Origin of the sequence: Pseudomonas fluvialis (assembly GCF_002835605.1) — a bacterium.
GTDB lineage: Bacteria > Pseudomonadota > Gammaproteobacteria > Pseudomonadales > Pseudomonadaceae > Aquipseudomonas > Aquipseudomonas fluvialis.
On sequence record NZ_PIYS01000032.1, the window covers coordinates 1 to 25,070 of the forward strand.

The following is a 25,070-nucleotide window of genomic DNA, read 5'->3' on the forward strand; positions in this document are numbered from 1 at the left end:
TCACTTAAGCGGAGCAGCCTTTCGATCCACTGGATAACGGGTCTTTGAGATCTTCACCGTCCTTGGTCTTGATGGCCTTGGACGGTGATCCAGAAACAGCCCACCGATTCCTGCTCTCAGCTCCGACAATCGTGTTCCTGTTGCTGAAATCGGGTTGGCCGCCGCCATCACGATCAATTGCACGGCGATGTATTGAGCTACTGGTTTGAAGCGGATGTCGCCCGGAGAGCGGCCGAAGGCGACGGCTGCCTGACCGGCTTCGCGGCGGATGATGTTGTAGGCCAACAACAAGCCCCAGACCTCCTGGTAGACCAGCTCCGTTACCTTGCTGCGCAGGGTCATCGCATTCTGCTGCAGAGAGCTTTTGATATCCCGGAAGCCCAGCTCGATCTCCCAGCGCTCCTGATACAGCTTGGCGATGGTCTTGGCGCTGTAAGTATCCGCAGGCAGCGAGGTGAGCACTGTCTTGATCTTGTCCTTCACGGCGTAGCTGACTTCACGTACCTCCCAGTGCGTCGGCAGGTCGGGGTTGCGCTTTCGTGCCTGTGCCGACACCTTCATGCGCAGCAAACGATCGCCCTTGCCGTAACGAGCGACTTCCTCGCCAACCAGCCCTTGGCGGGCCGGAATCAGCCAGTGCCGGCTTTCCCCTGCGGCGCCCAGGCGCAACAGCAAGTCGGCACTCCAGAAGCCCTTATCGAACAGCGTCACCGACTGATTGGGAATCTGCTGCATAAACTCATCGGCCAAGCGCATCTCACTGCGCCGGTAGGGACTCACCTGCGCATCCAGAATCAGGTGCGAGCGCACGTTCATCAGGGCTACCAGTCGCAGCATGGGAAACGGCGTCTGGCGCTCGGTGGAGGTATTGCCGGAGCCGAAATGCTCTCGGAGTTCAGGCGTGTCTGGGGTGCGCAGGAGTGCGCCATCCACGGCCAATACTTGCAGGCCCTGCCAGGTATCGCCCTCATAGCGCTCGCAACCCCACTGGTTACCCGTCTGACGAAACAGCCACTCAACCGGATCGGCACCCAATCGTTTACGCGCCTCGGTGACACCGCTTCGGGCCAGCAGGTCGTGAGAGGCCAGCCCCTGGGCACAGATATTCAGGCGTCGTGCGACCTCATGCACCGGCTCGTCACGGAACAAGGCCATGCCAAGCACCAGCCAGAGCACCTGATCGCTGGGCAGACGCCGCCGCCTTATGGTGGCCTGGGCGGACAAGTCCAGAGCGGATGCCACCCACTCGATCGGGATGTTTTGGGTGAAGGTGCTCAGATCCGAGAAGTTGAACAGTTCACCTAAGTCGAGCAGTTGCTGTTGCAGAGACATAAAAAATCCGATGCCAGGGACCTGACATCGGATTTTCGGGGAAGCCCCGTCAGGGCTCAAATGCTTAAGTGAACAGCATTACGGCATTGCCGGCGTTTTTTATGGCGTGTCTTGCTTACTCGTCGCTGCTGTTCTTGCGGGTCAGCAGGGCGGGACGCTCGCCACGCGGGCGCTTGTTCTCCAGGCTTTCCAACTGCTCCAGGCTGGGCAGGCGCTCACCCTTGCGGATGATCAGCGGTTGCTTGCTGTTGCGCGGATCGGCAACGGCTGGTTCACGCAGCGGGCGAGTTTCTTCGCGACGCGGGCCGTTGTTGTGACGCGGCTGACCGTTAGGCCGGCCGGTCGGCTTGCCGTTGCGTGGCTTGCCCTGGCCGCCCGGCTGTCCGCCGCTGCGCTTGCCGGCTGACTGGCCTTGACCCTGGCGTGGCTGACCGCCCTGGGCGTTGCTACGCCGTCCGGGGCGTGCCGGCGCCTTGCTCGGCGTGGGCACGTAGTCGGCACGATTGCCAAAGTTGTCGTATTCGTCATCGAGGAACTCCTCCGGATCACGATCCGGCGGCGGCATGACCGGCAATGCGGCCTTGCCCGCAGGGCTTGGCGGATTTGCCGTGGCGCCGTCCTTGCCCTTGCCTCCGCGGCGCTTGCGGTTGCGCTTGGCTTTGCCTTCGCCTTCGCCCTTGTCTTCGGCTTTCCTGTCCTCGCCGGCGGGTTTGGCAGGTTTGGCCGGCTCGTGACGTGGCTTGTTGGCGCGTGGCTGGCGCTCCGGGCGGGGTGGGCGGACTTCTGGTTTTTCCACCTCGATACTGTCCGGGTCGAAGCCCAGGGTATCGCCGTCGGCAATGCGCTGCTTGGTCAGGCGTTCGATGGCCTTGAGCAGCTTTTCCTCGTCCGGGGCCACCAGGGAAATGGCTTCACCACTGCGTCCGGCCCGGCCGGTGCGGCCGATGCGGTGTACGTAGTCTTCTTCGACATTGGGCAGCTCGAAGTTGACGACATGCGGCAGCTGGTCGATATCCAGGCCGCGGGCGGCGATGTCGGTCGCCACCAGGATACGAATCTGGTTGGCCTTGAAGTCGGCCAGGGCCTTGGTGCGGGCATTCTGGCTCTTGTTGCCGTGGATGGCGGCCGCACTTAGGCCATGCTTGTCGAGGTACTCGGCCAGGCGGTTGGCGCCGTGCTTGGTACGGGTGAATACCAGCACCTGCTCCCAGGCGCCCTGGGTGACCAGATGGGCGAGCAGGGCGCGCTTGTGGCTGGCCGGCAGGCGGAATACGCGCTGTTCGATGCGTTCCACCGTGGTGTTCGGCGGGGTGACCTCGATGCGCTCGGGGTCATGCAGCAGCTTGTTGGCCAGATCGGTGATGTCTTTGCTGAAGGTCGCGGAGAACAGCAGGTTCTGCCGCTTGGCCGGTAACTTGGCGAGGACCTTCTTCACATCGTGGATGAAGCCCATGTCGAGCATGCGGTCGGCTTCATCAAGCACGAGGATTTCCACATGGGACAGGTCGACGGCTTTCTGCCCAACCAGGTCGAGCAGCCGGCCGGGGCAGGCCACCAGCACATCCAGGCCCTTGGCCACGGCCTGGATCTGCGGGTTCATGCCGACGCCACCGAAGATGCACGTGCTGACCAGCTTGAGGTCGCGGGCGTACAGCTTGAAGCTGTCATGCACCTGTGCCGCCAGTTCGCGGGTCGGAGTCAGTACCAGCACGCGGGCCTGCTTCGGGCCGTGGCGCTGTTCGCGGTCGGGATGGCCGCCGGGAAACAGCAGCTCAAGCACGGGCAGGGCGAAACCGCCGGTTTTGCCGGTGCCGGTCTGTGCCGCCACCATCAGGTCACGGCCCTGCAGGACCGCCGGAATGGCACGCTGCTGGACGGGCGTGGGTTGGCTATAGCCTGCGGCCTCGACGGCGCGGACCAAGGCCTCGGAAAGGCCGAGGGAGGCAAAGGACATGAGTCATCCTGTGTAGGTTAGGGCGTAGCCCGATGGGTCTGGGTGCCTCGCCTGAATCGCGTCTGGGTGAGCGATCCCGACCGGTCCTGCTGGCCTGCGAAGCAGGCGAACATCCGGGCGTGGGCGGAAAAGGCTGGCGGAGTATAACAGAGCTGCACGCTTGTGCAGCCCTGCTTGTCGTCTGGCTGTCGGGTGGTCAGCGCGGCAGGCCAAGGTTGTTCCAGATCGCCAGGCTGGGTTCGGCCTGGTTCAGCGTATAGAAGTGCAGGCCCGGTGCGCCACCGGCCAGCAGGCGTTCGCACATTTCGCTGACCACCTGCTCGCCGAACGCCTGGATGCTTTGCAGGTCGTCGCCATAGGCTTCCAGCTGCTTGCGGATCCAGCGCGGGATCTCCGCGCCGCAGGCGTCGGAAAAGCGCGCCAGCTTGCTGTAGTTGGTGATCGGCATGATGCCGGGGGTGATCGGCAGTTCCACGCCCAGCTTGCGCACACGCTCGACGAAGTAGAAGTAGCAGTCGGCGCTGAAGAAATACTGGGTGATCGCGCTGTCGGCACCGGCCTGGCACTTGCGCACGAAGTTGTGCAAATCGTCTTCGAAGCTACGTGCCTGCGGATGCACTTCCGGGTAGGCGGCCACTTCAATGTGGAAGTGATCACCGGTCTCGGCGCGGATGAACTCGACCAGTTCGTTGGCGTAGCGCAACTCGCCCGAGGCCATGCCCATGCCCGAGGGCAGGTCGCCACGCAGGGCAACGATGCGCTGAATGCCATTCGCCTGGTAGGTATTGAGCAGTTCGCGCAGTTCGGCCTTGCTGTCACCAACGCAGGACAGGTGCGGCGCGGTGGGCACTTTCACTTCGCCGTCGAGTTGCAGCACGGTGTTCAGTGTACGGTCGCGGGTAGAGCCCCCGGCACCGTAGGTGCAGGAGAAAAAGTCGGGTTGGTAGCTGGCCAGTTGGTGGGCCACGGTGAGCAGCTTTTCATGGCCGGCATCGGTCTTGGTGGGAAAGAACTCGAAGCTATAGCGTCGATCGGAGGTACTCATAAGCGAATCCTGGAGGCTTGCAGGCCAGTGATGGTCTGGGAGTCCTTTGATCGCTGAAGGCTGGAGGCTGGAGGCTGGACGTAAAAGCAACTCGGCGGTGCTCTTCCGTTCAGCCTCTAGCCTCCAGCCTCCAGCGGCCTTCTTAGTAGCGATAGGCGTCCGGCTTGAACGGGCCTTCGACGGTTACGCCGATGTATTCGGCCTGCTTGGTGGTCAGTTGGGTGACAACTCCACCGAAGCCCTTGACCATTTCCAGGGCCACTTCTTCGTCCAGTTTCTTCGGCAGCACTTCCACGGTCAGGCGCTCGGCTTTCTTCTCGGCGGAGAGTTCGGCGAACTTCTGCTCATAGAGGAAGATCTGCGCCAGTACCTGGTTGGCGAACGAGCCGTCCATGATGCGGCTCGGGTGGCCGGTGGCGTTGCCCAGGTTCACCAGGCGGCCTTCGGCGAGCAGGATCAGGTAGTCATCGTTGCTCGGGTCGACGCTCTTGCCGGTGCGGTGGATCTTGTGCACCTGCGGCTTGACCTCTTCCCAGCCCCAGTTGGCGCGCATGAAGGCGGTGTCGATCTCGTTGTCGAAGTGGCCGATGTTGCACACCACGGCGCGCTTCTTCAGCGCCTTGAGCATGTTGGCGTCGCACACGTTGACGTTGCCGGTGGTGGTGACGATCAGGTCGATCTTGCCCAGCAGGGCCTTGTCGATGCTCGCCTCGCTGCCGTCGTTAAGGCCGTTCAGGTAGGGCGATACCACTTCGAAACCGTCCATGCAGGCCTGCATGGCGCAGATCGGATCGATCTCGCTGACCTTGACGATCATGCCTTCCTGGCGCAGCGACTGGGCCGAGCCCTTGCCCACGTCGCCGTAACCGATCACCAGCGCCTGCTTGCCGGACAGCAGGTGGTCGGTGCCGCGCTTGATGGCGTCGTTGAGGCTGTGACGGCAGCCGTACTTGTTGTCGTTCTTGCTCTTGGTCACCGAGTCGTTGACGTTGATCGCCGGGACTTTCAGGGTGCCGGCCTTGAGCATGTCGAGCAGGCGGTGCACGCCGGTGGTGGTTTCCTCGGTGATGCCGTGGATCTTCTCCAGCATGGCCGGGTAACGCTCGTGGATGATCTGGGTCAGATCACCGCCGTCGTCGAGGATCATGTTGGCATCCCACGGCTGACCGTCCTTGAGGATGGTCTGCTCGATGCACCACTCGTACTCCTCCTCGGTCTCGCCCTTCCAGGCGAATACCGGGATGCCGGCGGCGGCGATGGCGGCAGCGGCCTGGTCCTGGGTGGAGAAGATGTTGCAGGACGACCAGCGCACTTCGGCACCGAGGGCGATCAGCGTTTCGATCAGCACTGCGGTCTGGATGGTCATGTGGATGCAGCCGATGATCTTCGCGCCGGCCAGCGGCTGGCTGGCCGCATACTTGCGACGCAGGCCCATCAGGGCAGGCATCTCGGACTCGGCAATGATGATTTCCTTGCGACCCCAGGCGGCCAGGGAAATGTCGGCCACCTTGAAGTCGGTAAAACCGGCAGGCGTCAGTACAGCGCTCATAGGATGAGTCTCCATTCGTTGTCTGCGAATGGGCGCCGTTGATGCGTATGGGTAACGCCCTGACCGAGCCTGACAGACGGGAGGCTGAGGCGAATCTGTTGCCGAGCGGCGGGTGATTCGAAACAGCTCTGGCGTCTGCTGCAGCGCCCCTCGGACAGGTGGCGGGAGCGGCGGGGCTGAGCCCGTCGCGCAAAGCCCATGCAGTATAGCGAGCGGCAGGTGGCAAGCCCATGCTTTTTAGTGCCTTCGGTCGGCTCTGCTAGTGGCGTTTTACCGCCTGCCGGCCTACCGTGCAGGAAGCGCCGGCAGGGGTCGGCGCCTGTTGCCGAGTCAAGGAGCCCTGCATGACGACCGCTTACTGGTGTGTGTTGATCGCCATTTTTCTGCCCTACCTGGCCACGGGGGCGGCGAAGTTTTTTGGTGCCGGTTACGGGCCGCAGGCCAACAGTGATCCGCGGGCCTTTCTGGCCGGCCTGCAGGGCTGGCGGCGGCGCGCCAACAATGCCCAGCAGAATGCGTTCGAGGTGACCCCGGCGTTTGCCGCTGCCGTACTGATCGCCCACCAGGTCGGCGTTGCCGAACAGTTGCTGCTTGATCAGCTGGCCGTGGCCTTTGTGGTCAGCCGGCTGTTGTACTTCGTTTGCTACCTGGCCGACTGGGGGCCGCTGCGCTCTCTGGTCTGGGCCTTTGGCATGGCAATGATCGTGGCGTTGTTCGTGGTGTCGGCCTGAGCCTGGCGAGGCTGGGCGCGCCGCCTGCCAGGGTATTAGGGCCTTAGCCGGATTGGCGGCGGGTCATCCCTGGTAACGCCCTGGGCGTTGACGGCCGGGCCGATGTGGCGATACTGGCGGCGTTTTCTGCCCACAGGTTGTCGTGTCATGAAATATCCGCTGGTGTTGCTTGTTCTGGCTGGTCTGGGTTTGCAGGGCTGTGATTCGGTGGATCCGAATTCGCCGTTGGGCAAGCGCCAGGCGCTGTTCAAGGAGATGCTGCGTACCAGCGAAGACCTTGGCGGCATGCTGCGTGGCCGCCTGCCTTTCGACGAGCAGGCATTTGCCAGCGGTGCCGTGCGTCTGGACGAGCTGACGGCACAGCCCTGGCAGCATTTCCCGCAGGTGCGTGACGAGGGAGATAGCCGCGCGCGTGACGAAGTCTGGCAGCGTCAGGCGCGCTTCCAGGAATTGGCCGATGCGCAGATGGCCAGTACCCGGGCGCTTGCCGAGGCTGCGGCGCGGCCACCGTTGCAGGCCAAGACGCTGGCACCCCTGGTTGCCCGCGTGGAGGCTGATTGCAAAGCCTGTCATAGTGAGTTCCGCCGCTACTGAGCCGTGTTTGTCGAACGCCGCCAGCGCTGTTAGAGTGCCGCGCCTTATCCCCCATGCAAATGGATTTGCCCGGCTGGGGGGCTATGGAAAGCCGGGCCTCATTGATTGCGAGGTCACCTCATGCGTTTCTCTTCCCTGTTCTGCATTGCTGCTTTCTGCCTGGTGGGCGCCCACGCCCAGGCGGCGGGTATTGAGGCCGCTGGTCTTGATCAGGCCAAGGCCAAGTGCGAAGAGCAGCTTTCCGCCAACCAGGAAACCCTGGGCCAGCTCAAGGCCTTGGGCCAGGCGCTCAACAATGAAAAACTCAGCGGCGCGGTGGCTCAGGCTGAAGGCGGTTGTGATCAGCTGGCCGCTCAGGCGGCCGGTTCGCAACAGGCCGGTCAGGCCAACGCCACCCTGGACAAGGTCAATGCCGCTGGCGATGCCCTGAAAAGCCTCGGCTCGGTATTCGGCAACTAAGCCAGCCGTAACGTCAAAAACCTCGCCAGAGCGATCTGGCGAGGTTTTTTTCTGCCTACAGTCCTTTCAGATCGGCTCGAATGTGTGACGTGCCAGCGGGATGCTCTTCTTGGGGCGCCTTGTTCAGGTGCCACAATTTCCTTGGCCCCGTAGCGTAAAGAACGAGCGCATGAAGGCCTGGGCAATTCAACTAACTGCAGCTGGCAGGATGTTGTTTTTGCTCTGCCATTCAGGTTGCTGGAATTGGCCGTTCTGGGTCAGAGCACGCTGGTCAAGGGGTGCTCGCGCGGGGATGCAGGTTATTGTTGAGCCTGCATCTCGGCAGGGCGCGCGTAGCTGGCGGTCAGGCTGGCGCTGCCCAAGCTGTTGGCGTGGAGCATGTAGCCGACCAGTGCCGGCATGGCTTTTTCGTCCAGCTCCAGACGCGGAACCTTCAGTGCGTGCACGGTGAACACATAGCGGTGGGCCTTGTCGCCGGCAAGTGGGCAGGCGCCACCGAAGCCGGGCTGGCCGAAGTCGGTCAGGCTCTGCACGCTGCCCGCCGGCAGGGTCGCGCCGCCGGGCTGCCCGCTCCCTTCAGGCAGGCCGCGGCTGTCAGCTGGCAGGTTGAAGACCAGCCAGTGCCACCAGCCAGAGCCGGTCGGGGCATCCGGGTCGTAGACCGTGACAGCAAAACTGCGGGTACCGGCTGGTGGGTTCTGCCAGCTCAGGGCTGGCGCGCGGTTGTCTCCGCTACAGCCGAAGCCTTGATACTCCTGAGCCTTGCTCAGGGGCTGGCCCTCCTGCAGTTGCGGGCTGTTCAGTTCGAAGGCCAGGGTGTGGCCGGCCATGCCCAGGCCGGTCATGACCAGAGCGAATGCAAGGGATTTCATCGGCGACTCCGTCGTCAGCTAGGTGTTAGCTGCAGTCTGACGATGCGGCATCCTGCTGGCGCGCCCGGATCGCTCAAGTGTTAGCCCGTTTCGCGCGTTTGCCGCAGCTGGCTGGGGCTCATCCCGTAGTGACGCTGGAAGGCTGCGGCGAAGCGTGATGGTGACTGGTAGCCGCAGCTCGCAGCGATTGCGCCGAGCGGTTCGGACGAGGCGCTGACCAGGCCGAGGGCCTGCTCCATGCGGGCATCCTGCAGCAGGCGACGAAAGGAGATGCCTTCGCTGGCCAGCTTGCGGCGCAATGTGGCTGGGCTCATGGCCAGGTGGGTGGCCAGCTCTTCGGCTTGCCAGTGGCGACTCAGATCGCCGCGCAGCAGGTGCAGCGCGCGTTCTTGCCAGTGCAGGGGGCGGCGGTTGAACAGCACCCCGGCCTGGCCGGCCTCGGCCAGCGCCAGCATCAAGCCCTGCCAGGCATGCTCGGCGCGGGCGCCCCGCAGGCTGCCGGCCTGGGCCTCGGGCAATAATCCGAGCAGCTGTTCGAAGGCGTGAAGGGCGCTGGCATTCGGCGCAAAAAGCTGAGCCGGCTCGCTGCTGCCGAGCCCGGCCAGTTGTGCGCCATACAGCTCGTGCAGGCGTTGCAGCCAGCCGTCCTGCTCGCCCAATGCCCAGGCCTGATAGGTCCCGCTGGCGGTATCCGGCTGGTTGATCAGCTCTACCCGTTGCGGGCCGCGCAGGGCCAGCCAGCTGCCGGCCGGACAACGCCACAGGCGTTCGCCGATGCGCAGGGTTTTCTCGCCATGGGTCACCGCGATCAGTAACGGACCAAAAATCGGCGTGCGCTGCAGGCGCTGGGTCTGGAAGCAGTGGAATGACAGCAGGGGGAGGCTGGGCATGGACAATCCCTTGGGGCCATGAAGCAGAAAGCCCCGCCGGAGCGGGGCTTTCTTATAGCACGGGCGGGGGCTTACAGGCCGGCTGCGGCGCGCAGGGCTTCGACCTTGTCGGTCTGTTCCCAGGTAAAGGTAGTGAAGCTGTCGTTGCCGACGGTCTTCTGTTGCGGAGTGCGGCCGAAGTGACCGTAGGCGGCAGTGGCCTGGTACATCGGGTGCAGCAGGTCGAGCATGCGGGTGATGGCGTAGGGGCGCAGGTCGAAGACTTCGCGCACCAGCTGGATGATCCGCTCTTCGGCAATCTTGTGGGTGCCGAAGGTGTTCACCGAGATGGAGGTCGGCTGAGCCACGCCGATGGCGTAGGAGACCTGAATCTCGCAGCGCTCGGCCAGGCCGGCGGCAACGATGTTCTTGGCCACGTAGCGGCCGGCGTAGGCCGCCGAGCGGTCGACCTTGGACGGGTCCTTGCCGGAGAAGGCGCCGCCGCCGTGGCGGGCCATGCCGCCGTAGGAGTCGACGATGATCTTGCGCCCGGTCAGGCCGCAGTCGCCCACCGGGCCGCCGATGACGAACTTGCCGGTCGGGTTGATGTGGAACTGGGTGTCCTTGTGCAGCAGTTCGGCCGGCAGGGTGTGCTTGACGATCAGCTCCATCACCGCTTCCTTGAGATCGGCCTGGCTGATCTCCGGGTTGTGCTGGGTCGACAGCACCACGGCGTCGATGCCGACCACTTTGCCGTTCTCGTAGCGGCAGGTGACCTGGGATTTGGCGTCCGGGCGCAGCCACGGCAGCAGGCCGGACTTGCGCGCCTCGGCCTGGCGCTCGACCAGGCGGTGCGAGAGCACGATGGGCGCCGGCATCAGTACGTCGGTTTCGTTGCTGGCGTAGCCGAACATCAGGCCCTGGTCACCGGCGCCCTGGTCTTCCGGCTTGGCACGGTCGACACCCTGGTTGATGTCCGGGGACTGCTTGCCGATGATGTTCAGCACGCCGCAGGTGGCGCCGTCGAAGCCGACGTCGGAGTTGGTGTAGCCGATGTCGCAGATCACGCCGCGGACGATCTGCTCGAGGTCGACCCAAGCACTGGTGGTGACTTCACCGGCGACGATGGCCACGCCGGTCTTGACCAGCGTTTCCACCGCGACGCGGGCGTGCTTGTCCTGGGCGATGATGGCGTCGAGGACGGCATCGGAGATCTGGTCGGCGATCTTGTCCGGATGGCCTTCGGACACCGATTCAGAGGTAAACAGGGAGTATTCGCTCATTTCTTGGTCCTATCTGTCCTGCAAGGGTCAGTCCTGGGGTGAGTGGGTCAGGGTTTGGCGAAGTGCCGCACCTGGATCTGGAAACCGTTCTTCAGGCCCAGGTAGAGGCTTTCCCCTACCCGCAGCCCGGCTGCCTCGGCCCAGCGGGCCAGGTCGTCCTGCTCGAAACCCAGCCACAGGTCGCCACAGGCCTCGCGGGCCCAGGCCTGGTTATGGCTGCATAACTCGGTGATCAGCAGATGCCCGCCGCTGTTGATCAACGGGCTGAGCTGGCGCATGGCTTCGGCTGGTGCGGCGAAGTGGTGCAGCACCATGTTCAGTACCACGCAATCGACGGGGCTGTGCGGTTGCTGCAGGGCGTCGGCCAGTTGCAGCTGAACATTGCCCAGGCCTTCGCGCTCGCAGCGCTGGCGGGCCAGTTCGAGCATGGCCGGGCTGTTGTCCAGTGCGCTGACCTGGGCAAAACGCCGGGCCAGCTCGGGGAGAAAGGCGCCGTCGCCGGGGCCGACTTCCAGGGCGGTGGCCTGACGGGTCAGCGGCAGCGCATCGAGCAGGCTGAGCAGACTGTCGCGATACTGCGCCAGGCTGGCGATCAGGTCCTGCTGGGCCTGGAAGTTGCTGGCCATGCGCGCGAAGAACTCGCGGCTGGCTTCGGCGCGCTGGCCATGCACCGCGCGGATGCGCGCCTGCAGGTTGTCCGGCACAGGCAGCCTATCCAGCTCCTCAAGCAGCGCAGCATGCAGCGCACCACCCGGCAGGGCGCGACGGTAGAACACCGCATTGCCTTCGCGGCGTGTCGCCAGCAAACCAGCCTGGGCCAGCACTTTGAGATGGTGGCTCATGCCGGATTGGCCGATGGCGAAGATCTGCGCCAGCTCCAGCACGCCGAACGAGTCATTGGCCAGCGCGCGCAGTACCTGCAGGCGCAGGGGGTCGCCTGCCGCTTTGCAAAGGGCAGCCAGGTCGTCGGCGGGCTCGTGGTCGAGCGAAGGCAGCGGCAGGCTCATAGTCCGGGCAGTCTAGTCGGACATTTCGTGGTCAGCAACGGCAATATCAAAAATTCTTGATATTGCGCAAAGGCGCCGTGCGGCGCGTCGTCTGCTTTTACTGTTTGCCCCGGCAGGGGGTGGTGGGGGAAAATGCCGGCCTTTTCCGTGATCAGCCCCCCGCAGGAGATTAGCGATGCCCAGCCGTCGTGACCGAGCCAATGCCATCCGCGCCCTCAGCATGGATGCTGTGCAGAAAGCCAACAGCGGCCACCCGGGCGCGCCCATGGGTATGGCGGATATCGCCGAAGTGCTGTGGCGTGACCACCTCAAGCACAACCCGCAGAACCCGCAGTGGGCCGACCGCGACCGCTTTGTGCTGTCCAACGGCCATGGTTCGATGCTGATCTACTCGCTGCTGCACCTGAGCGGCTACGACCTGTCGATCGACGACCTGAAGAACTTCCGCCAGCTGCACAGCAAGACTCCGGGGCACCCGGAATACGGCTACACCCCGGGCGTGGAAACCACCACCGGCCCGCTGGGTCAGGGCATTGCCAACGCCGTGGGTTTCGCCCTCGCCGAGAAGGTGCTGGGCGCGCAGTTCAACCGTCCTGGTCACCAGATCGTCGACCACCACACCTACGTGTTCCTCGGCGACGGCTGCATGATGGAAGGCATCAGCCACGAGGTCTGCTCGCTGGCTGGCACCCTCGGTCTGGGCAAGCTGATCGCCTTCTACGACGACAACGGCATCTCCATCGATGGCGAAGTGCACGGCTGGTTCACCGACGACACCCCGGCGCGTTTCGAAGCCTACGGCTGGCAGGTGATCCGCAATGTCGACGGCCACGACGCCGAGGAGATCCAGACCGCGCTGCAAACCGCCCGTGCGGAAAGCGAGCGTCCGACGCTGATCTGCTGCAAGACGGTGATCGGCTTCGGTTCGCCGAACAAGCAGGGCAAGGAAGAGTGCCACGGTGCGCCGCTGGGCAATGATGAAATTGCCGCGACCCGTGCCCAGCTCGGCTGGAACCATGGCCCGTTCGAGATTCCCGCCGACATCTATGCCGAGTGGGATGCCAAGGCCGCCGGTGCTGCCCGCGAAGCCGAGTGGAATGAGCGCTTTGCGGCCTACGCTGCTGCCCATCCGCAGCTGGCTGCCGAGTTCAAGCGCCGCATGGCCGGTGAGCTGCCAGCCGACTTCGCCGAGAAAGCTGCCGCCTATGTCGCCGACGTTGCCGCCAAGGGTGAAACCATCGCCAGCCGCAAGGCCAGCCAGAACGCGCTGAACGCCTTCGGCCCGCTGCTGCCGGAATTCCTCGGTGGTTCGGCCGACCTGGCTGGCTCCAACCTGACCCTGTGGAAGGGCTGCCAGGGCGTACAAGCCGGCGATGCTTCGGGCAACTACCTGTTCTACGGCGTACGCGAGTTCGGCATGAGCGCGATCATGAACGGCGTGGCCCTGCACGGCGGTTTCATCCCGTACGGCGCGACCTTCCTGATCTTCATGGAATACGCGCGCAACGCCGTGCGCATGTCCGCGCTGATGAAGCAGCGCGTGCTCTATGTGTTCACCCACGACTCCATCGGTCTGGGTGAAGACGGCCCGACCCACCAGCCGATCGAGCAGCTGGCCAGCCTGCGTGGCACGCCGAACCTCGACACCTGGCGCCCGGCTGATGCCGTGGAGTCCGCGGTGGCCTGGAAATTCGCCATCGAGCGCGCCGACGGCCCGTCCGCGCTGATCTTCAGCCGGCAGAACCTGCCGCACCAGGCGCGCAGCGAGCAGCAGTTGGCCGATATCGCGCGGGGTGCCTACGTGCTCAAGGACTGCGCCGGCGAGCCGGAATTGATCCTGATTGCCACCGGTTCGGAAGTCGGCCTGGCCATGCAGGCGTTCGACAAGCTGACCGAGCAGGGCCGCAAGGTGCGCGTGGTGTCCATGCCATCGACCAGTGTGTTCGACCGCCAGGACGCCGCCTACAAGCAGGCCGTGCTGCCGGTCGAGGTGGGCGCGCGCATCGCCATTGAGGCTTCGCATGCCGACTACTGGTACAAGTACGTCGGTCTGGAAGGACGCATCATCGGCATGACCAGTTTTGGCGAGTCGGCCCCGGCCGCGCAGCTGTTCGAGGAGTTCGGCTTTACCGTCGAGAACATCGTTGCCACCGCCGACGAACTTCTCGACAGCTAAAAGACGCTGGAGGCTGGAGGCTGAAGGCTGAACGATAAGCGGCACGCGCTGTTTTCTCGTTCAGCCTTCAGCCTCCAGCCTTCGAGCGGCTTGTGACCAGGCAGGCCCCATGCAGAATCGATCTTATCGCGTCGCTCTCAACGGCTATGGCCGTATCGGTCGTTGCGTGCTGCGCGCCCTGCATGAGCGTGGGCCGGCGGCTGGCCTGGAGATCGTCGCGCTCAACGACCTGGCCGACCAGGCCAGCGTCGAGTACCTGACGCGTTTCGATTCCACCCATGGGCGCTTTCCCGGCGCGGTGGAGGTAGACGGCGACTGCCTGCACATCAATGGTGAGTGTGTGCAGGTGCTGCGCCACAGCACGCCGGAAGCCATCGACTGGGCGGCGCTGGGCATCGACCTGCTGCTGGAGTGCTCTGGACAGTACACCAGCCGCGAACAGGCCAGGCGTTTCATCAACGCCGGCGCACCGCGCGTGTTGCTCTCGCAGCCGATGGCCAGTGAGGCGGATATCGACGCCACCGTGGTCTATGGCGTCAATCAGCAGTGCCTGCGCGGCACGGAACAGCTGGTTTCCAACGCCTCCTGCACCACCAACTGCGGTGTACCGCTGCTCAAGCTGCTCAACGAGACAGTGGGTATCGAGTTCGTCTCGATCACCACCATCCACTCGGCGATGAACGACCAGCCGGTGATCGACGCCTACCACCACGAAGACCTGCGTCGCACGCGTTCGGCCTTCCAGTCGGTGATTCCGGTATCGACCGGCCTGGCCCGTGGCATCGAGCGCCTGCTCCCGGAGCTTTCCGGGCGTATCCAGGCCAAGGCTATCCGTGTGCCGACGGTGAATGTATCGTGCCTCGACATCACCCTGCAGATGGCCCGCGACACCACGGCCCAGGAGATCAACCAGTTGCTGCGCGAGGCCGCCCAGGCTGGGCCGCTCAAGGGGCTGCTGGCCTATACCGAGTTGCCGCACGCCAGCTGTGATTTCAACCATGATCCCCATTCCGCCATCGTCGATGGCAGCCAGACCCGCGTGTCCGGCCCGCGTCTGGTCAACCTGCTGGCCTGGTTCGACAACGAATGGGGTTTTGCCAACCGAATGCTCGACGTCGCGGCCCACTGGCTCGACGTTGCCGCTGCTACCAACCAGCCCAGATGAAGGACTGATGCCATGACTGTTTTGAAGATGACTGACCTCGACCTCGCTGGTAAGCGTGTGCTGATCCGCGAAGACCTCAACGTCCCGGTGAAAGAGGGCGTAGTGAAGAGCGACGCACGCATCGTCGCCTCGCTGCCGACCATCAAGCTGGCTCTGGAAAAGGGTGCGGCGGTCATGGTCTGCTCGCACCTGGGTCGTCCGACCGAGGGCGAATACTCCGAAGAGAACAGCCTGGCGCCGGTTGCCGCCTACCTGAGCAAGGCGCTGGGCCGCGAAGTCCCGCTGGTCAAGGACTACCTCGACGGTGTCGAGGTCAAGCCCGGCGAGGTCGTGCTGTTCGAGAACGTGCGCTTCAACAAGGGCGAGAAGAAGAATGCCGACGAGCTGGCGCAGCAGTACGCGGCGCTGTGCGACGTGTTCGTCATGGATGCCTTCGGTACCGCCCACCGCGCCGAGGGTTCGACCCACGGGGTAGCCAAGTTCGCCCCGGTAGCTTGTGCCGGCCCGCTGCTGGCCGCCGAGCTGGAAGCCCTGGGCAAGGCGCTGGGTAACCCGGCCAAGCCGATGGCGGCCATCGTCGCCGGCTCCAAGGTGTCGACCAAGCTGGACGTGCTGAACAGCCTGAGCCAGATCTGCGACCAGCTGATCGTCGGTGGCGGCATCGCCAACACCTTCCTCGCCGCTGCCGGTTTCCCGGTCGGCAAGTCGCTGTACGAAGCCGACCTGGTGGACACCGCCAAGGCCATCGCCGCCAAGGTCAGCGTGCCGCTGCCGGTGGATGTGGTGGTGGCCAAGGCCTTCGCCGAAGACGCCGCAGCGACCGTCAAGCGGGTGGCCGATGTAGCCGAGGACGACATGATCCTCGACATTGGCCCGCAGACTGCTGCGCAGTTTGCCGAGCTGCTCAAGGCCTCGCAGACCATCCTGTGGAACGGCCCGGTCGGCGTGTTCGAATTCGACCAGTTCGGCAACGGCACCCAGGCGCTGGCCCAGGCCATCGCCGAGAGCCCGGCGTTCTCTATTGCCGGCGGTGGCGACACCCTGGCGGCGATCGACAAGTACGGCGTGGCCGAGCAGATCAGCTACATCTCCACCGGCGGCGGCGCTTTCCTCGAATTCGTCGAGGGCAAGGTGCTGCCGGCAGTGGCTGTTCTGGAGTCACGCGCCTGATGGCGTGGAAGGCCATGGGCCGGCTGGTTCGTGGCCTGTTGCAGAGGAGCAGGTTTATGCGCAAACAGGTCAGTCTCTGGCTGTCGGGCGCGGTATTGGCAGGTTGTGCGACTACTCCGCAGCCCGGCCCCTGGCAACATTGGCAGTGCGACAGTGGCGTGGAGCTGCATTGGCGGCTGGTTGACGAGCAGGCCGAACTGCGTCTTGACGGTGCCCAGCGCTTGTACCGTCTGGCACAGCAACCGGCAGCCTCAGGCGCGCTGTACAGCGACGGCGAATTGGCCCTGCACACCAAAGGCGAACAGGGCCTGCTGTACTGGGTGGCCGACGATGACCTGATCGGCCGCGACTGCAAGGCGCAATAGGGCAGCAGCAAACCGCGCGGCACGCTGCAAGTAGACGCGAGAGTGCCGCCTGGGCTGTTTATTGCGGGCTTGCGGCTTGTCGCTGTTTTCAAGGCTTGAACCGAGTCTGCCGCTGCGGCAGGCTTGCACACGATTAACGACCCCCCATCGGGAGACTGGAAACTCATGGCACTTATCAGCATGCGTCAGATGCTCGACCACGCCGCCGAATTCGGCTATGGCGTGCCGGCCTTCAACGTCAACAACCTCGAGCAGATGCGCGCGATCATGGAAGCGGCCGACAAGACCGATTCCCCGGTGATCGTCCAGGCTTCCGCTGGCGCCCGCAAGTACGCTGGCGCGCCGTTCCTGCGTCACCTGATCCTCGCGGCCATCGAAGAGTTCCCGCACATCCCGGTGTGCATGCACCAGGACCACGGCACCAGCCCGGACGTCTGCCAGCGCTCGATCCAGCTGGGCTTCTCCTCGGTAATGATGGACGGCTCGCTGCGTGAAGACGGCAAGACCCCGGCCGACTACGACTACAACGTCCGCGTGACCCAGCAGACCGTAGCCTTCGCGCACGCCTGCGGTGTATCGGTGGAAGGCGAGCTGGGCTGCCTGGGCAGCCTAGAAACCGGCCAGGCCGGCGAAGAGGATGGTGTCGGTGCCGAGGGTATTCTCGACCACAGCCAGATGCTCACCGACCCGGAAGAGGCCGCTGACTTCGTCAAGAAGACCCAGGTTGATGCCCTGGCCATCGCCATCGGCACCAGCCACGGTGCCTACAAGTTCACCAAGCCGCCGACCGGTGACATCCTCGCCATCGAGCGCATCAAGGAGATCCACAAGCGCATCCCCAACACTCACCTGGTGATGCACGGCTCGTCTTCGGTGCCACAGGAGTGGCTGGCGATCATCAACCAGTACGGTGGCGACATCAAGGAAACCTACGGCGTGCCGGTCGAGGAAATCGTCGAAGGTATCAAGTACGGTGTACGCAAGGTCAACATCGATACCGACCTGCGCCTGGCCTCCACCGGTGCCATGCGTCGCATGATGGCCGAGCAGCCGAGCGAGTTCGACCCGCGCAAGTTCTTCGCCAAGACCATCGAGGCCATGCGCGACATCTGCATCGCCCGCTACGAAGCCTTCGGTACCGCCGGCAACGCCTCGAAGATCAAGCCGATCTCCCTGGAAGGTATGTACCAGCGCTATGCCAAGGGCGAGCTGGCCGCCAAGGTCAACTGAGCCTGGCCGATGGTCTAGTGGCATCCGTGCCGGGGCCTGCCATGCTGTAGGCAGGTCCTGTCACGGAGGTGCTTATGGCCCTGCTACGCGCCATCGGTTTCTGTTTTCTTCTGCTAGTCGCGCCGCTCGGTGCTTTCCTTGCCAGTTACCCGCAGCTGGTGGCTGATGCGCTGTCCCAGTGGCTGGGTACTGCGGTCAGTCGTGGCCAGCTGGGTTTGGCTTTCATGCTGCTGACGGCGCTCTGTCTGCGTATCGATCTGGGTGTGCGGCGTCGTTATCAGCAGCGCCAGGCTCTTGTGTCGAGCTGACGGCTAGCGGCTTTGCCCGGAGCAGTGCATGACGGCATTGCGTTATCTGCAGGGTTATCCGCTCCACCTGCAACAGCAGGTAGGCGTGCTGCTACAGCAGCAGCGTCTGGGTGACTACCTGGCCCAGCGTTATCCAGAGCGTCACGCCGTGCAGAGCGACAAGGCGTTGTACGCGCATTGCCTGCAACTCAAGCAGCGTTTCCTGCGCAGCGCGCCGGCCATCGACAAGGTGCTCTACGACAGCAAGCTGGATGTGCTGCGGCATGCGCTGGGCCTGCATACGGCGATTTCCCGGGTGCAGGGCGGACGACTCAAGGCCAAGAAGGAAATTCGCGTGGCCAGCCTGTTTCGCGAAGCGCCGGCGGCCTTTCTCGACATGATCCTGGTGCATGAGTTGGCTCATCTGCGCGAGAGTGAGCACAACAAGGCCTTCTACCAGCTGTGCCAACACATGCTGCCGGGTTACGCGCAGATCGAGTTCGACCTGCGTGCCTGGCTATGCTGGCGCGAAGCGACTCAGCAGACTGCCACGACCTGCCAGTAGCGTGGCGTGCCTTCCCGTTGCAGGCTGACTTCATCGCCTTCCTGCAGGCCGAGCAGTGCCTGGCCCAGCGGCGCCTGGGGGCTGATCACTTGCACGCGCAGGGCGTTTTGCTGCAGCCGTGTGCCGGCGGCCATGGGCAGCAGCCATAACCATTGGCACTGCTCCTGGGCATCCTGCAGGGCGACCAGGCTGGTCAGCTGAACGCGGCCTTGCTGATCGACCGGGCGCAGTTGCAGGTTGTGTAATTGCTGGAGGGCCTGGCGTATTTCCAGGCAGCGCTGCTGCTGGCCGTTGGCCAGGTAGGCGGCCTCCAAGCCGCGCGTGTCGTACTTGTTTTCGGCTTTGCTCTGCTCGTGGGTGGCCGCCTCGTGGCTGGCCTGCAAGGCACGTTCGGCCAGCTGCAGATCATCCTGCAGGTGCTCGTGCAACTGTTGCAGCAGCAGCGTCTTGTCGAACATCAGGCTTGCCAATAGCTGCGGCCGCGGCCGTCACTCTTGGCGCGATAGAGCTGCTGGTCGGCCTGCTGCAGGCACTGTTCCAGTTCCTCTCCCGTGGTCTGATGGATACCCGCGCTGAACGACAGTGGCGGTGCGCCGATGGCGTACTTGATGTGCGCACACTGTGCGCGCAGCTGTTGCAGGCTGTCCGCCAGTTGGGCGGCGGGTAGCGTGCTGAGCAGGGCGAATTCCTCTCCTCCCAGGCGGCCGATCAAGGCGTGTGGCAGGCACTGCCGAGCGGCCTGGGCAAAGCCCACCAGGGCGGCATCGCCACTGGCATGGCCAAACTGGTCGTTGATCTGTTTGAACAGGTCGAGATCGAGCATGGCTACGCTCAGACCCTGGCCCTTGCGTGCGGCCTGTTGCAGCTGGCGGCAGGCGTTGTCATAGAACGAGCGACGGTTGTGCAGGCCGGTCAGCGAGTCGAACTGCGCCGCCTGTTTGAGTGCGCGCAGCAGGTCACGACGTTCCAGCGTCGACATGACCCGGCAGTTGAGCTCTTCCGGACAGAAGGGTTTGCGCAGGAAGTCATCGGCACCGTGTTTGATGAATAGTGCGCTGAGCGAACCCTTGGCGTCGGCGGACAGGCCGAGAATGATCAGTTCGCTGCGGCGCATCTGCTGGCGCAGCAGTTTGACCAGCTCGAAGCCGCTGAGACCGGGCATGCTGTGGTCGACCAGAAACAGGTCGATATCCGGCTGCTCCTGGAGGATGCGCAGGGCTTCGTCGCCATCCACGGCATCGATGATCTGGTACAGGTGCGGAGTGAGTACCCGGCGAATGTAGTGGCGGGTTGCCTCGGAATCCTCGGCAATCAGGATCTTCACCTGGCAATTGCGTTCCAGACGGTGAATCAGGCGCAGCACGTAGTCGTAGGAGTGCTGGCTTTCCTTCAGCACATAGTCGACCACGCCCTTGAGCAGCAGCTCGTCGCGACGCTGTTCGTTATAGGAAGAACTGAGCACGATGCACGGCAGGCTGTACTGCAAGACCAGATCAACCACTTCGCCGTTGGGCGCGTCGGGCAGGTTGAGGTCGACGATGGCAGCGAAGAACAGGTTGGCCGAGGTTTCCAGCAACAGCTGTGCCTCGCCAAAACTGGCGCAGAACACCGGTTGTAGTGCGCCATCCTGGCGGAACAGATGCTCGAGTACCTTGAGCACCAGTGGACTGTCTTCGATGACCAGGATATTACGCACGATATTCTCCACGACGACGGGCCGATGATGGCACAGCCCGCGCAGGCCTGCCATCGCGCCCGCTTTCAAGGCAGGCGCAGAATTCGCCATGCGCCGAACAGTACCAGGGCGACGATCAGCAGGCCGATCAGCAGATCCGGGTAGGCCGAGCCGCTCCAGGCGACCAGGCCGGCGGCCAGCAGCAGTCCTAGATTGGCCAGGACGTCATTGGCTGAGAAGATCAGCGAGGCGCGCATGTGCGTACCGCCATGGCGCTGGCGGTGTACCAGCCATAGACAGGTCAGGTTCACGGCCAGCGCTGCACCGCCCATGGCCAGCATCAACGTGGACTGCGGCTCGCTGCCATACAGGAAGCGGCGCACGACATCCGCCAGGATCAGTACTGCCAGTGCGGCCTGAACCCAACCGGCATAATGGGCGGCGCGGCGCTGGCGTAGCAGATCATGACCCACGGCCCATAGTGCCAGGCCATACACGCTGGCATCGGCCAGCATATCCAGGCTGTCGGCCAGCAGGCCGCTGGACTGCGCCCACCAGCCGCCGAGCAGCTCGGCGACAAACATCAGCCCATTCAGCGCCAGCAGAATGCAGAGGGTCTGGCGTTGTGCCTGCGCAGTTGTCGGGTTGTCCGTTGCGTGGTCATCGCTGCGCAGGGGGCGTGACTCCAGGCAGCGCGCCGCCAGTTGGAGGTTTTCCACGGCTTGCTCCACGGCGCTGTTGGGGGCGGCAAGGCAGAGCAGCAGCTGGCGCTGTGACAGATCAATACGCAGTTGTTCGATACCCGCGATATCAGCCAGGGCCAGGCGCACCAGGCGTTCCTCGGCCGGACAATCCATCCGGCGTAATTCGTAGCGCAGCAGCCAGCCTTCGGCGGGGAGCGGAGCCTCAGCGCCCGGCGCGGTTGCCGCGCAGGTGTTTGGGCAGGTACAGGTGGGTTTGGACATGGCAGGGCTCCGGCAGCGTGGCCCGGGCAGGCTATGCTCTAGGCACGCAGGGTGACGGGGAGTACGGTGGTGTCCAGTGATTATGCAATCTATCGGCAACTGGTGTCGCAGCTGTTGGCCGGCGAAGAGCAGTTACCCAGCCTGCCGAGTATTACCCTGGCGATTCGTCGCGCGCTGAGCCAGGGGCAAGCCAGCCTGGCCGAGCTGGCGCGGCTGATCAGTCGTGATCCGGCGTTGACGGCGCTGCTGATCAAGTACGCCAGCAATCCGCTGCAGCGCTTGCGCCGGCCGGCTCGCAACCTGGTCGAGGCGCTGAACACCCTGGGTTTGCCGCAGGTCGACAGCATTACCATGCTGCACAGCGTGCGCAGCCTGTTCACCCTGCACAGTGCCGGGCACAAGAAGGTGTTCCTGCAGGTGTGGGAGCGCCTGCTCTTGCAGACCAGCCTGTGCTGTTTTCTGGCCCGGCGTCTGGTGGCGTTGCCGGTGGAACAGGCCATGCTGGTCAGTCTGCTCAGCGAGATTGGCAGCCTGGCGGTGCTTTCGGCCTTTCGTCAGAACATGGGCGAAGCGGAGCAGGGTATCTACCAGCGGCTGTGCGATGAGTATCGCGGTGGCCTGGGGGTGATCATGCTGCGCAAGTGGGGGGTGGCGGATGAGTACGTCGAGGTCATCCGTCATGCCGGCGACTGGCAGCATGGCGACGCGCTGCCGCTGGGCCTGCTGGATGTGCTCAACCTGGCGCGTTGGCATACGCTGCGCGCGCAGGGCGAGGCGGCGTTGCCCGCGCTGCAAAGCCTGGCCGCCTATGCCAAACTGCCGGCAGCACTGGATTTCATGGATGAGCGCGGCCAGCTGAACCTGGTCTCCGCGCATGCCGAGGAGATCCAGGCGATTCTCGATAGCCTGCGTTAGCGGCTTAGAGCTGGCGTACGCGCAGGCTGCGGCCCTTGATGCGCCCGTTGCTCAGCTGCTCCAGCGCCTGGCGGGCCAGCGCGCGTTCCACGGCGACCAGTGCCTGGTGGTCGAACAGGCTGATCTTGCCGATCTTGTCGGCGGGGATTGCGCCGTTGCCGGTCAGCGCGCCGAGGATGTCGCCGGGACGCAGCTTGTCCTTGCGTCCGGCGGCGATACACAGGGTGTGCATGGGCGGCAGCAGCGGCTCCAGGCTGGTTTTCAGGCCGGCCAGCGGGAACCAGGCGGCGGCCTGGCCTTGCAGTGCCTCGATGGCCTGCACGCGACGCGCTTCGGCGGGGGCTACCAGACTCACCGCCAGCCCCGTTTCGCCGGCCCGCCCGGTACGTCCGATACGGTGTACATGCACTTCCGGGTCGCGGGCCAGTTCGACATTCAGCACCAGTTGCAGGCCTTCGATGTCCAGGCCGCGCGCCGCCACATCGGTGGCTACCAGGACGCTCAGGCTGCGGTTGGCAAACAGTGCCAGTACCTGGTCGCGTTCGCGCTGTTCGAGGTCGCCATGCAGGGCTGCGGCGGAAATCTTCTCGGCTTCCAGACGGGCCACCAGCTCGTCGCATTGCAGGCGGGTGGCACAGAAGGCCACCGCGGGTTGCCGGCGGAAATGCCGCAGCAGGTGCAGTACGGCGTCGTAGCGCTGTTCGGCCTGGATCTCGTAGAAACGTTGCTCGATCTGCGTATTGTCGTGCTGAGCCTGTACTTCGACACGCGCCGGGTCGCGCAGGAAGCGGGCCGCCAGTTGCTCGATGGCTGGCGGGTAGGTGGCCGAGAACAGCAGGGTCTGGCGCCGCGTCGGGGTTTGCGCGATGACCTCGGCAATGCTGTCGATGAAACCCATGTCGAGCATGCGGTCGGCTTCGTCAAGCACCAGGGTATTCAGCCCGGAGAGGCTCAGCGTGCCCTTGCGCAGGTGTTCCTGGATACGCCCTGGCGTGCCGACGATGATGTGTGCGCCATGCTCCAGTGAACCGATCTGTGGGCCGAAGGGGACGCCACCACACAGGGTCAGCACCTTTATATTCTCGGCGGCGCGCGCCAGGCGGCGGATTTCCTTGGCCACCTGATCGGCCAGTTCGCGAGTCGGGCAGAGTACCAGCGCCTGGCAGCCAAAGTAGCGCGGGTTGATCGGCTGCAGCAGGCCGAGGGCGAAGGCGGCGGTTTTCCCGCTGCCGGTCTTGGCCTGGGCGATCAGGTCGCGCCCCTTGAGGATCAGCGGCAGGCTGGCGGCCTGGATCTCGGTCATCTGCTGGTAGCCCAGGCTGGACAGGTTGGCCAGCATGGCCGGGCTCAGGGACAGGGAAGAAAAGGCGAGGGTCACGATGCAGCCTGCAGAATAAGGAGGCACTAGTGTAACAGCTGGCGACCAGCCTGCTTGAGCCGGCGATCACCGGCACTGGGCGACCATTTGCCAGCGGCGGCCAGCGCAGGGCGCTGGTATCATGCATCGGATAAGGGGTGGGAGTATGTCTGTACCCCTGTACCGGGCGGCTGTTCTGCCGGTCTGGTGACAAGGCGATATCCTGGCAGGTGGCTTGATGCTGAAGCGAATTGCGGTAGCCGATGTGCGTGTCGGCATGTACATCCAGGAGTTCTGCGGGTCATGGATGGATCATCCGTTCTGGAGGAGCAAGTTCGTGCTGTCCAGCCAGGCGGACCTGCGGCGGATTCGCGAGAGCAGTATTGGCGAGCTGTGGATCGATACCAGCAAGGGCCTGGATGTCGCCGCGGGTGTGCAGGCGCAGACGGCTGAGGAGGCCGCTGCCGAGGTCGAGCAGCGGCTGCTGGCTGCCGCGCAGGATACTCCGCCACCGCGCGCCAGCATGGCCGAGGAAGCCCAGCGTGCGCTGAAGCTCTGCCAGCGCTCCAAGCAGGCGGTGATGGCCATGTTCAGCGATGCGCGCATGGGCCGGGCAATTGGCGTCGAACAGGCCGGCGAGCTGGTTGAGGAAATCACCGAATCGATCATCCGTCACCCCAATGCGCTGATCAGCCTGGCGCGCCTGAAAAATGCCGATGAATACACCTACATGCACTCGGTGGCGGTCTGTGCGCTGATGATTGCCCTGGCTCGCCAGTTGGGTCTGGAGGAGCGCCAGGTGCGTGAAGCCGGGCTGGCCGGGCTGCTCCACGACATCGGCAAGATGGCGGTGGACGATCAGATTCTCAACAAGCCTGGCAAGCTCACCGAAGCCGAGTTCGTTGCGGTCAAGGCGCATCCCGAGGCAGGCAGTCGCATTCTCCTGGAGAGCAAACAGGTCAGCGCGCTGGTGGTGGATGTCTGCCTGCACCACCATGAAAAAGTCGACGGTACGGGCTACCCGCATCGCCTGAATGGCGAGCAGATCAGCCTGTTCGCCAAGATGGGCGCCGTGTGCGATGTCTACGATGCGATTACCTCGGATCGCCCCTACAAGAAAGGCTGGGACCCGGCGGAGTCGATCCGCAAGATGGCCGAATGGAGCAAGGGGCATTTCGACGAGGCGGTCTTCCAGGCCTTCGTCAAGTCGGTGGGCATCTACCCGGTGGGCGCGCTGGTACGTTTGCAGAGCGGGCGCCTGGCGGTGGTGGTGGAGCAGCACGAGAAGTCGCTGCTGACGCCCAAGGTCAAGGTGTTCTTTTCCGCCAAGTCACGCCTGCCGTTGCCGCAGGAAATCGTCGACCTGGCCAAATGGGCCGGCCAGGAGAAGATCATCGGACGCGAAGACCCACAGGAGTGGGGGTTCCGCAACCTCGACGAGTTGTGGAGCGGTTTGCCCGAGCCGCGTGCCTGAGCAGACGGCTGCGCGCTGCGGCACGTCTGGC

The 25,070-nt window shown here is 64.2% G+C and carries 24 protein-coding genes and 1 riboswitch; of the genes, 12 read left to right on the top strand and 12 right to left on the bottom strand.

Annotation, left to right across the window (positions count from 1 at the left end; translation table 11 throughout):
• The 4 genes from CW360_RS15440 to ahcY form a co-directional block, all read right to left on the bottom strand.
• On the bottom strand, window positions 1–1,332 hold the full coding sequence (locus CW360_RS15440; RefSeq protein ID WP_170307333.1) for an IS4 family transposase: 1,332 nt from the start codon (window positions 1,330–1,332) through the stop codon (window positions 1–3).
• 115 nt (window positions 1,333–1,447) lie between these two features.
• Entirely contained in the window at window positions 1,448–3,286 is a 1,839-nt protein-coding gene (gene rhlE2 / locus CW360_RS15445; protein WP_101194307.1) for an RNA helicase RhlE2, read from the bottom strand.
• A 196-nt stretch (window positions 3,287–3,482) separates the two neighbouring features.
• Complete coding sequence (gene metF / locus CW360_RS15450; protein ID WP_101194308.1) at window positions 3,483–4,331, bottom strand: methylenetetrahydrofolate reductase [NAD(P)H]; 849 nt, start codon at window positions 4,329–4,331, stop codon at window positions 3,483–3,485.
• Window positions 4,332–4,473: 142 nt separating this feature from the next.
• Window positions 4,474–5,880 (bottom strand): adenosylhomocysteinase, encoded by a 1,407-nt coding sequence (ahcY, locus tag CW360_RS15455; protein ID WP_093984691.1) that lies wholly within the window; start codon window positions 5,878–5,880, stop codon window positions 4,474–4,476.
• Between the two features lie 23 nt (window positions 5,881–5,903).
• A riboswitch (S-adenosyl-L-homocysteine riboswitch) is annotated at window positions 5,904–6,038 on the bottom strand.
• Window positions 6,039–6,224: 186 nt separating this feature from the next.
• Here ahcY and CW360_RS15460 point away from each other — a divergent pair.
• The 3 genes from CW360_RS15460 to CW360_RS15470 all read left to right on the top strand — a co-directional run bounded on the left by CW360_RS15460 (window position 6,225) and on the right by CW360_RS15470 (window position 7,664).
• Window positions 6,225–6,611: an MAPEG family protein gene (locus tag CW360_RS15460; RefSeq protein ID WP_093984692.1), complete on the top strand. Its 387-nt coding sequence runs from the start codon at window positions 6,225–6,227 to the stop codon at window positions 6,609–6,611.
• A gap of 147 nt (window positions 6,612–6,758) precedes the next feature.
• Window positions 6,759–7,205, top strand: coding sequence for a c-type cytochrome (locus tag CW360_RS15465; RefSeq protein WP_101194309.1), 447 nt, complete (start codon window positions 6,759–6,761; stop codon window positions 7,203–7,205).
• Between the two features lie 120 nt (window positions 7,206–7,325).
• Window positions 7,326–7,664 carry a hypothetical protein gene (locus CW360_RS15470; protein ID WP_093984694.1) on the top strand — a complete coding sequence of 113 codons (339 nt, stop codon included), beginning with the start codon at window positions 7,326–7,328 and terminating at the stop codon, window positions 7,662–7,664.
• 299 nt (window positions 7,665–7,963) lie between these two features.
• Here the strand turns inward: CW360_RS15470 and CW360_RS15475 are convergent, their stop codons facing one another.
• The 4 genes from CW360_RS15475 to CW360_RS15490 form a co-directional block, all read right to left on the bottom strand.
• Window positions 7,964–8,536, bottom strand: coding sequence for a YbhB/YbcL family Raf kinase inhibitor-like protein (locus CW360_RS15475; protein ID WP_101194310.1), 573 nt, complete (start codon window positions 8,534–8,536; stop codon window positions 7,964–7,966).
• A gap of 80 nt (window positions 8,537–8,616) precedes the next feature.
• Window positions 8,617–9,426 carry a helix-turn-helix transcriptional regulator gene (locus CW360_RS15480; protein WP_101194311.1) on the bottom strand — a complete coding sequence of 270 codons (810 nt, stop codon included), beginning with the start codon at window positions 9,424–9,426 and terminating at the stop codon, window positions 8,617–8,619.
• A 71-nt stretch (window positions 9,427–9,497) separates the two neighbouring features.
• On the bottom strand, window positions 9,498–10,688 hold the full coding sequence (gene metK, locus CW360_RS15485) for a methionine adenosyltransferase (protein WP_101194312.1): 1,191 nt from the start codon (window positions 10,686–10,688) through the stop codon (window positions 9,498–9,500).
• A gap of 47 nt (window positions 10,689–10,735) precedes the next feature.
• A complete protein-coding gene (locus CW360_RS15490) occupies window positions 10,736–11,695 on the bottom strand; it encodes an ArsR/SmtB family transcription factor (protein ID WP_093984697.1) in 960 nt (319 codons plus the stop codon).
• 175 nt (window positions 11,696–11,870) lie between these two features.
• On the opposite strand from CW360_RS15490, the gene tkt reads away from it, so the two are divergent.
• The 7 genes from tkt (at window position 11,871) to CW360_RS15525 (ending at window position 18,653) form a co-directional block, all read left to right on the top strand.
• Window positions 11,871–13,871 carry a transketolase gene (gene tkt, locus CW360_RS15495; protein ID WP_101194313.1) on the top strand — a complete coding sequence of 667 codons (2,001 nt, stop codon included), beginning with the start codon at window positions 11,871–11,873 and terminating at the stop codon, window positions 13,869–13,871.
• A gap of 109 nt (window positions 13,872–13,980) precedes the next feature.
• A complete protein-coding gene (gene epd, locus CW360_RS15500) occupies window positions 13,981–15,036 on the top strand; it encodes an erythrose-4-phosphate dehydrogenase (RefSeq protein WP_101194314.1) in 1,056 nt (351 codons plus the stop codon).
• A gap of 12 nt (window positions 15,037–15,048) precedes the next feature.
• Window positions 15,049–16,206: a phosphoglycerate kinase gene (locus CW360_RS15505; RefSeq protein WP_101194315.1), complete on the top strand. Its 1,158-nt coding sequence runs from the start codon at window positions 15,049–15,051 to the stop codon at window positions 16,204–16,206.
• Between the two features lie 56 nt (window positions 16,207–16,262).
• Entirely contained in the window at window positions 16,263–16,571 is a 309-nt protein-coding gene (locus tag CW360_RS15510) for an MliC family protein (protein WP_093984701.1), read from the top strand.
• A gap of 165 nt (window positions 16,572–16,736) precedes the next feature.
• On the top strand, window positions 16,737–17,801 hold the full coding sequence (gene fba, locus CW360_RS15515; RefSeq protein ID WP_093984702.1) for a class II fructose-bisphosphate aldolase: 1,065 nt from the start codon (window positions 16,737–16,739) through the stop codon (window positions 17,799–17,801).
• A 74-nt stretch (window positions 17,802–17,875) separates the two neighbouring features.
• The gene (locus tag CW360_RS15520; RefSeq protein ID WP_093984703.1) at window positions 17,876–18,109 is read left to right on the top strand and encodes a hypothetical protein; all 234 of its coding nucleotides are present in this window, start codon (window positions 17,876–17,878) and stop codon (window positions 18,107–18,109) included.
• 28 nt (window positions 18,110–18,137) lie between these two features.
• Entirely contained in the window at window positions 18,138–18,653 is a 516-nt protein-coding gene (locus CW360_RS15525) for a YgjP-like metallopeptidase domain-containing protein (RefSeq protein ID WP_101194316.1), read from the top strand.
• On the opposite strand, the gene CW360_RS15530 is transcribed toward CW360_RS15525, so the two are convergent.
• The 3 genes from CW360_RS15530 to CW360_RS15540 form a co-directional block, all read right to left on the bottom strand.
• Window positions 18,626–19,111, bottom strand: a complete 486-nt coding sequence (locus tag CW360_RS15530; protein WP_093984705.1) for a GreA/GreB family elongation factor — start codon at window positions 19,109–19,111, stop codon at window positions 18,626–18,628. The two genes, CW360_RS15525 and CW360_RS15530, sit on opposite strands and share 28 nt — an antisense overlap.
• A complete protein-coding gene (locus tag CW360_RS15535; protein WP_093984816.1) occupies window positions 19,111–20,349 on the bottom strand; it encodes a GGDEF domain-containing response regulator in 1,239 nt (412 codons plus the stop codon). Before CW360_RS15535 ends, CW360_RS15530 begins: the two co-directional genes overlap by 1 nt.
• A gap of 65 nt (window positions 20,350–20,414) precedes the next feature.
• The gene (locus CW360_RS15540; RefSeq protein ID WP_188390279.1) at window positions 20,415–21,293 is read right to left on the bottom strand and encodes a cation efflux transmembrane domain-containing protein; all 879 of its coding nucleotides are present in this window, start codon (window positions 21,291–21,293) and stop codon (window positions 20,415–20,417) included.
• Between the two features lie 69 nt (window positions 21,294–21,362).
• Here CW360_RS15540 and CW360_RS15545 point away from each other — a divergent pair, with 69 nt between their 5' ends.
• Entirely contained in the window at window positions 21,363–22,208 is an 846-nt protein-coding gene (locus CW360_RS15545; RefSeq protein WP_157825312.1) for an HDOD domain-containing protein, read from the top strand.
• Between the two features lie 4 nt (window positions 22,209–22,212).
• Here the strand turns inward: CW360_RS15545 and dbpA are convergent, their stop codons facing one another.
• Complete coding sequence (dbpA, locus tag CW360_RS15550) at window positions 22,213–23,589, bottom strand: ATP-dependent RNA helicase DbpA (RefSeq protein WP_101194394.1); 1,377 nt, start codon at window positions 23,587–23,589, stop codon at window positions 22,213–22,215.
• Window positions 23,590–23,803: 214 nt separating this feature from the next.
• Between dbpA and CW360_RS15555 the strand changes: the two genes are divergently transcribed.
• Window positions 23,804–25,039: a cyclic di-GMP phosphodiesterase gene (locus CW360_RS15555; RefSeq protein WP_101194318.1), complete on the top strand. Its 1,236-nt coding sequence runs from the start codon at window positions 23,804–23,806 to the stop codon at window positions 25,037–25,039.
• Window positions 25,040–25,070 lie beyond the last annotated feature (31 nt).

Coding starts and splice junctions, on each gene's coding strand:
- epd (WP_101194314.1), top strand. CDS start 13,981: ATGCAGAATCGATCTTATCGCGTCGCTCTCAACGGCTATGGCCGTATC.
- metF (WP_101194308.1), bottom strand. CDS start 4,331: ATGAGTACCTCCGATCGACGCTATAGCTTCGAGTTCTTTCCCACCAAG.
- CW360_RS15555 (WP_101194318.1), top strand. CDS start 23,804: ATGCTGAAGCGAATTGCGGTAGCCGATGTGCGTGTCGGCATGTACATC.
- fba (WP_093984702.1), top strand. CDS start 16,737: ATGGCACTTATCAGCATGCGTCAGATGCTCGACCACGCCGCCGAATTC.
- CW360_RS15525 (WP_101194316.1), top strand. CDS start 18,138: ATGACGGCATTGCGTTATCTGCAGGGTTATCCGCTCCACCTGCAACAG.
- CW360_RS15530 (WP_093984705.1), bottom strand. CDS start 19,111: ATGTTCGACAAGACGCTGCTGCTGCAACAGTTGCACGAGCACCTGCAG.
- CW360_RS15475 (WP_101194310.1), bottom strand. CDS start 8,536: ATGAAATCCCTTGCATTCGCTCTGGTCATGACCGGCCTGGGCATGGCC.
- metK (WP_101194312.1), bottom strand. CDS start 10,688: ATGAGCGAATACTCCCTGTTTACCTCTGAATCGGTGTCCGAAGGCCAT.
- CW360_RS15520 (WP_093984703.1), top strand. CDS start 17,876: ATGGCCCTGCTACGCGCCATCGGTTTCTGTTTTCTTCTGCTAGTCGCG.
- CW360_RS15540 (WP_188390279.1), bottom strand. CDS start 21,293: ATGTCCAAACCCACCTGTACCTGCCCAAACACCTGCGCGGCAACCGCG.
- CW360_RS15480 (WP_101194311.1), bottom strand. CDS start 9,426: ATGCCCAGCCTCCCCCTGCTGTCATTCCACTGCTTCCAGACCCAGCGC.
- CW360_RS15440 (WP_170307333.1), bottom strand. CDS start 1,332: ATGTCTCTGCAACAGCAACTGCTCGACTTAGGTGAACTGTTCAACTTC.
- CW360_RS15490 (WP_093984697.1), bottom strand. CDS start 11,695: ATGAGCCTGCCGCTGCCTTCGCTCGACCACGAGCCCGCCGACGACCTG.
- rhlE2 (WP_101194307.1), bottom strand. CDS start 3,286: ATGTCCTTTGCCTCCCTCGGCCTTTCCGAGGCCTTGGTCCGCGCCGTC.
- ahcY (WP_093984691.1), bottom strand. CDS start 5,880: ATGAGCGCTGTACTGACGCCTGCCGGTTTTACCGACTTCAAGGTGGCC.
- CW360_RS15510 (WP_093984701.1), top strand. CDS start 16,263: ATGCGCAAACAGGTCAGTCTCTGGCTGTCGGGCGCGGTATTGGCAGGT.
- CW360_RS15505 (WP_101194315.1), top strand. CDS start 15,049: ATGACTGTTTTGAAGATGACTGACCTCGACCTCGCTGGTAAGCGTGTG.
- CW360_RS15465 (WP_101194309.1), top strand. CDS start 6,759: ATGAAATATCCGCTGGTGTTGCTTGTTCTGGCTGGTCTGGGTTTGCAG.
- CW360_RS15470 (WP_093984694.1), top strand. CDS start 7,326: ATGCGTTTCTCTTCCCTGTTCTGCATTGCTGCTTTCTGCCTGGTGGGC.
- CW360_RS15460 (WP_093984692.1), top strand. CDS start 6,225: ATGACGACCGCTTACTGGTGTGTGTTGATCGCCATTTTTCTGCCCTAC.
- tkt (WP_101194313.1), top strand. CDS start 11,871: ATGCCCAGCCGTCGTGACCGAGCCAATGCCATCCGCGCCCTCAGCATG.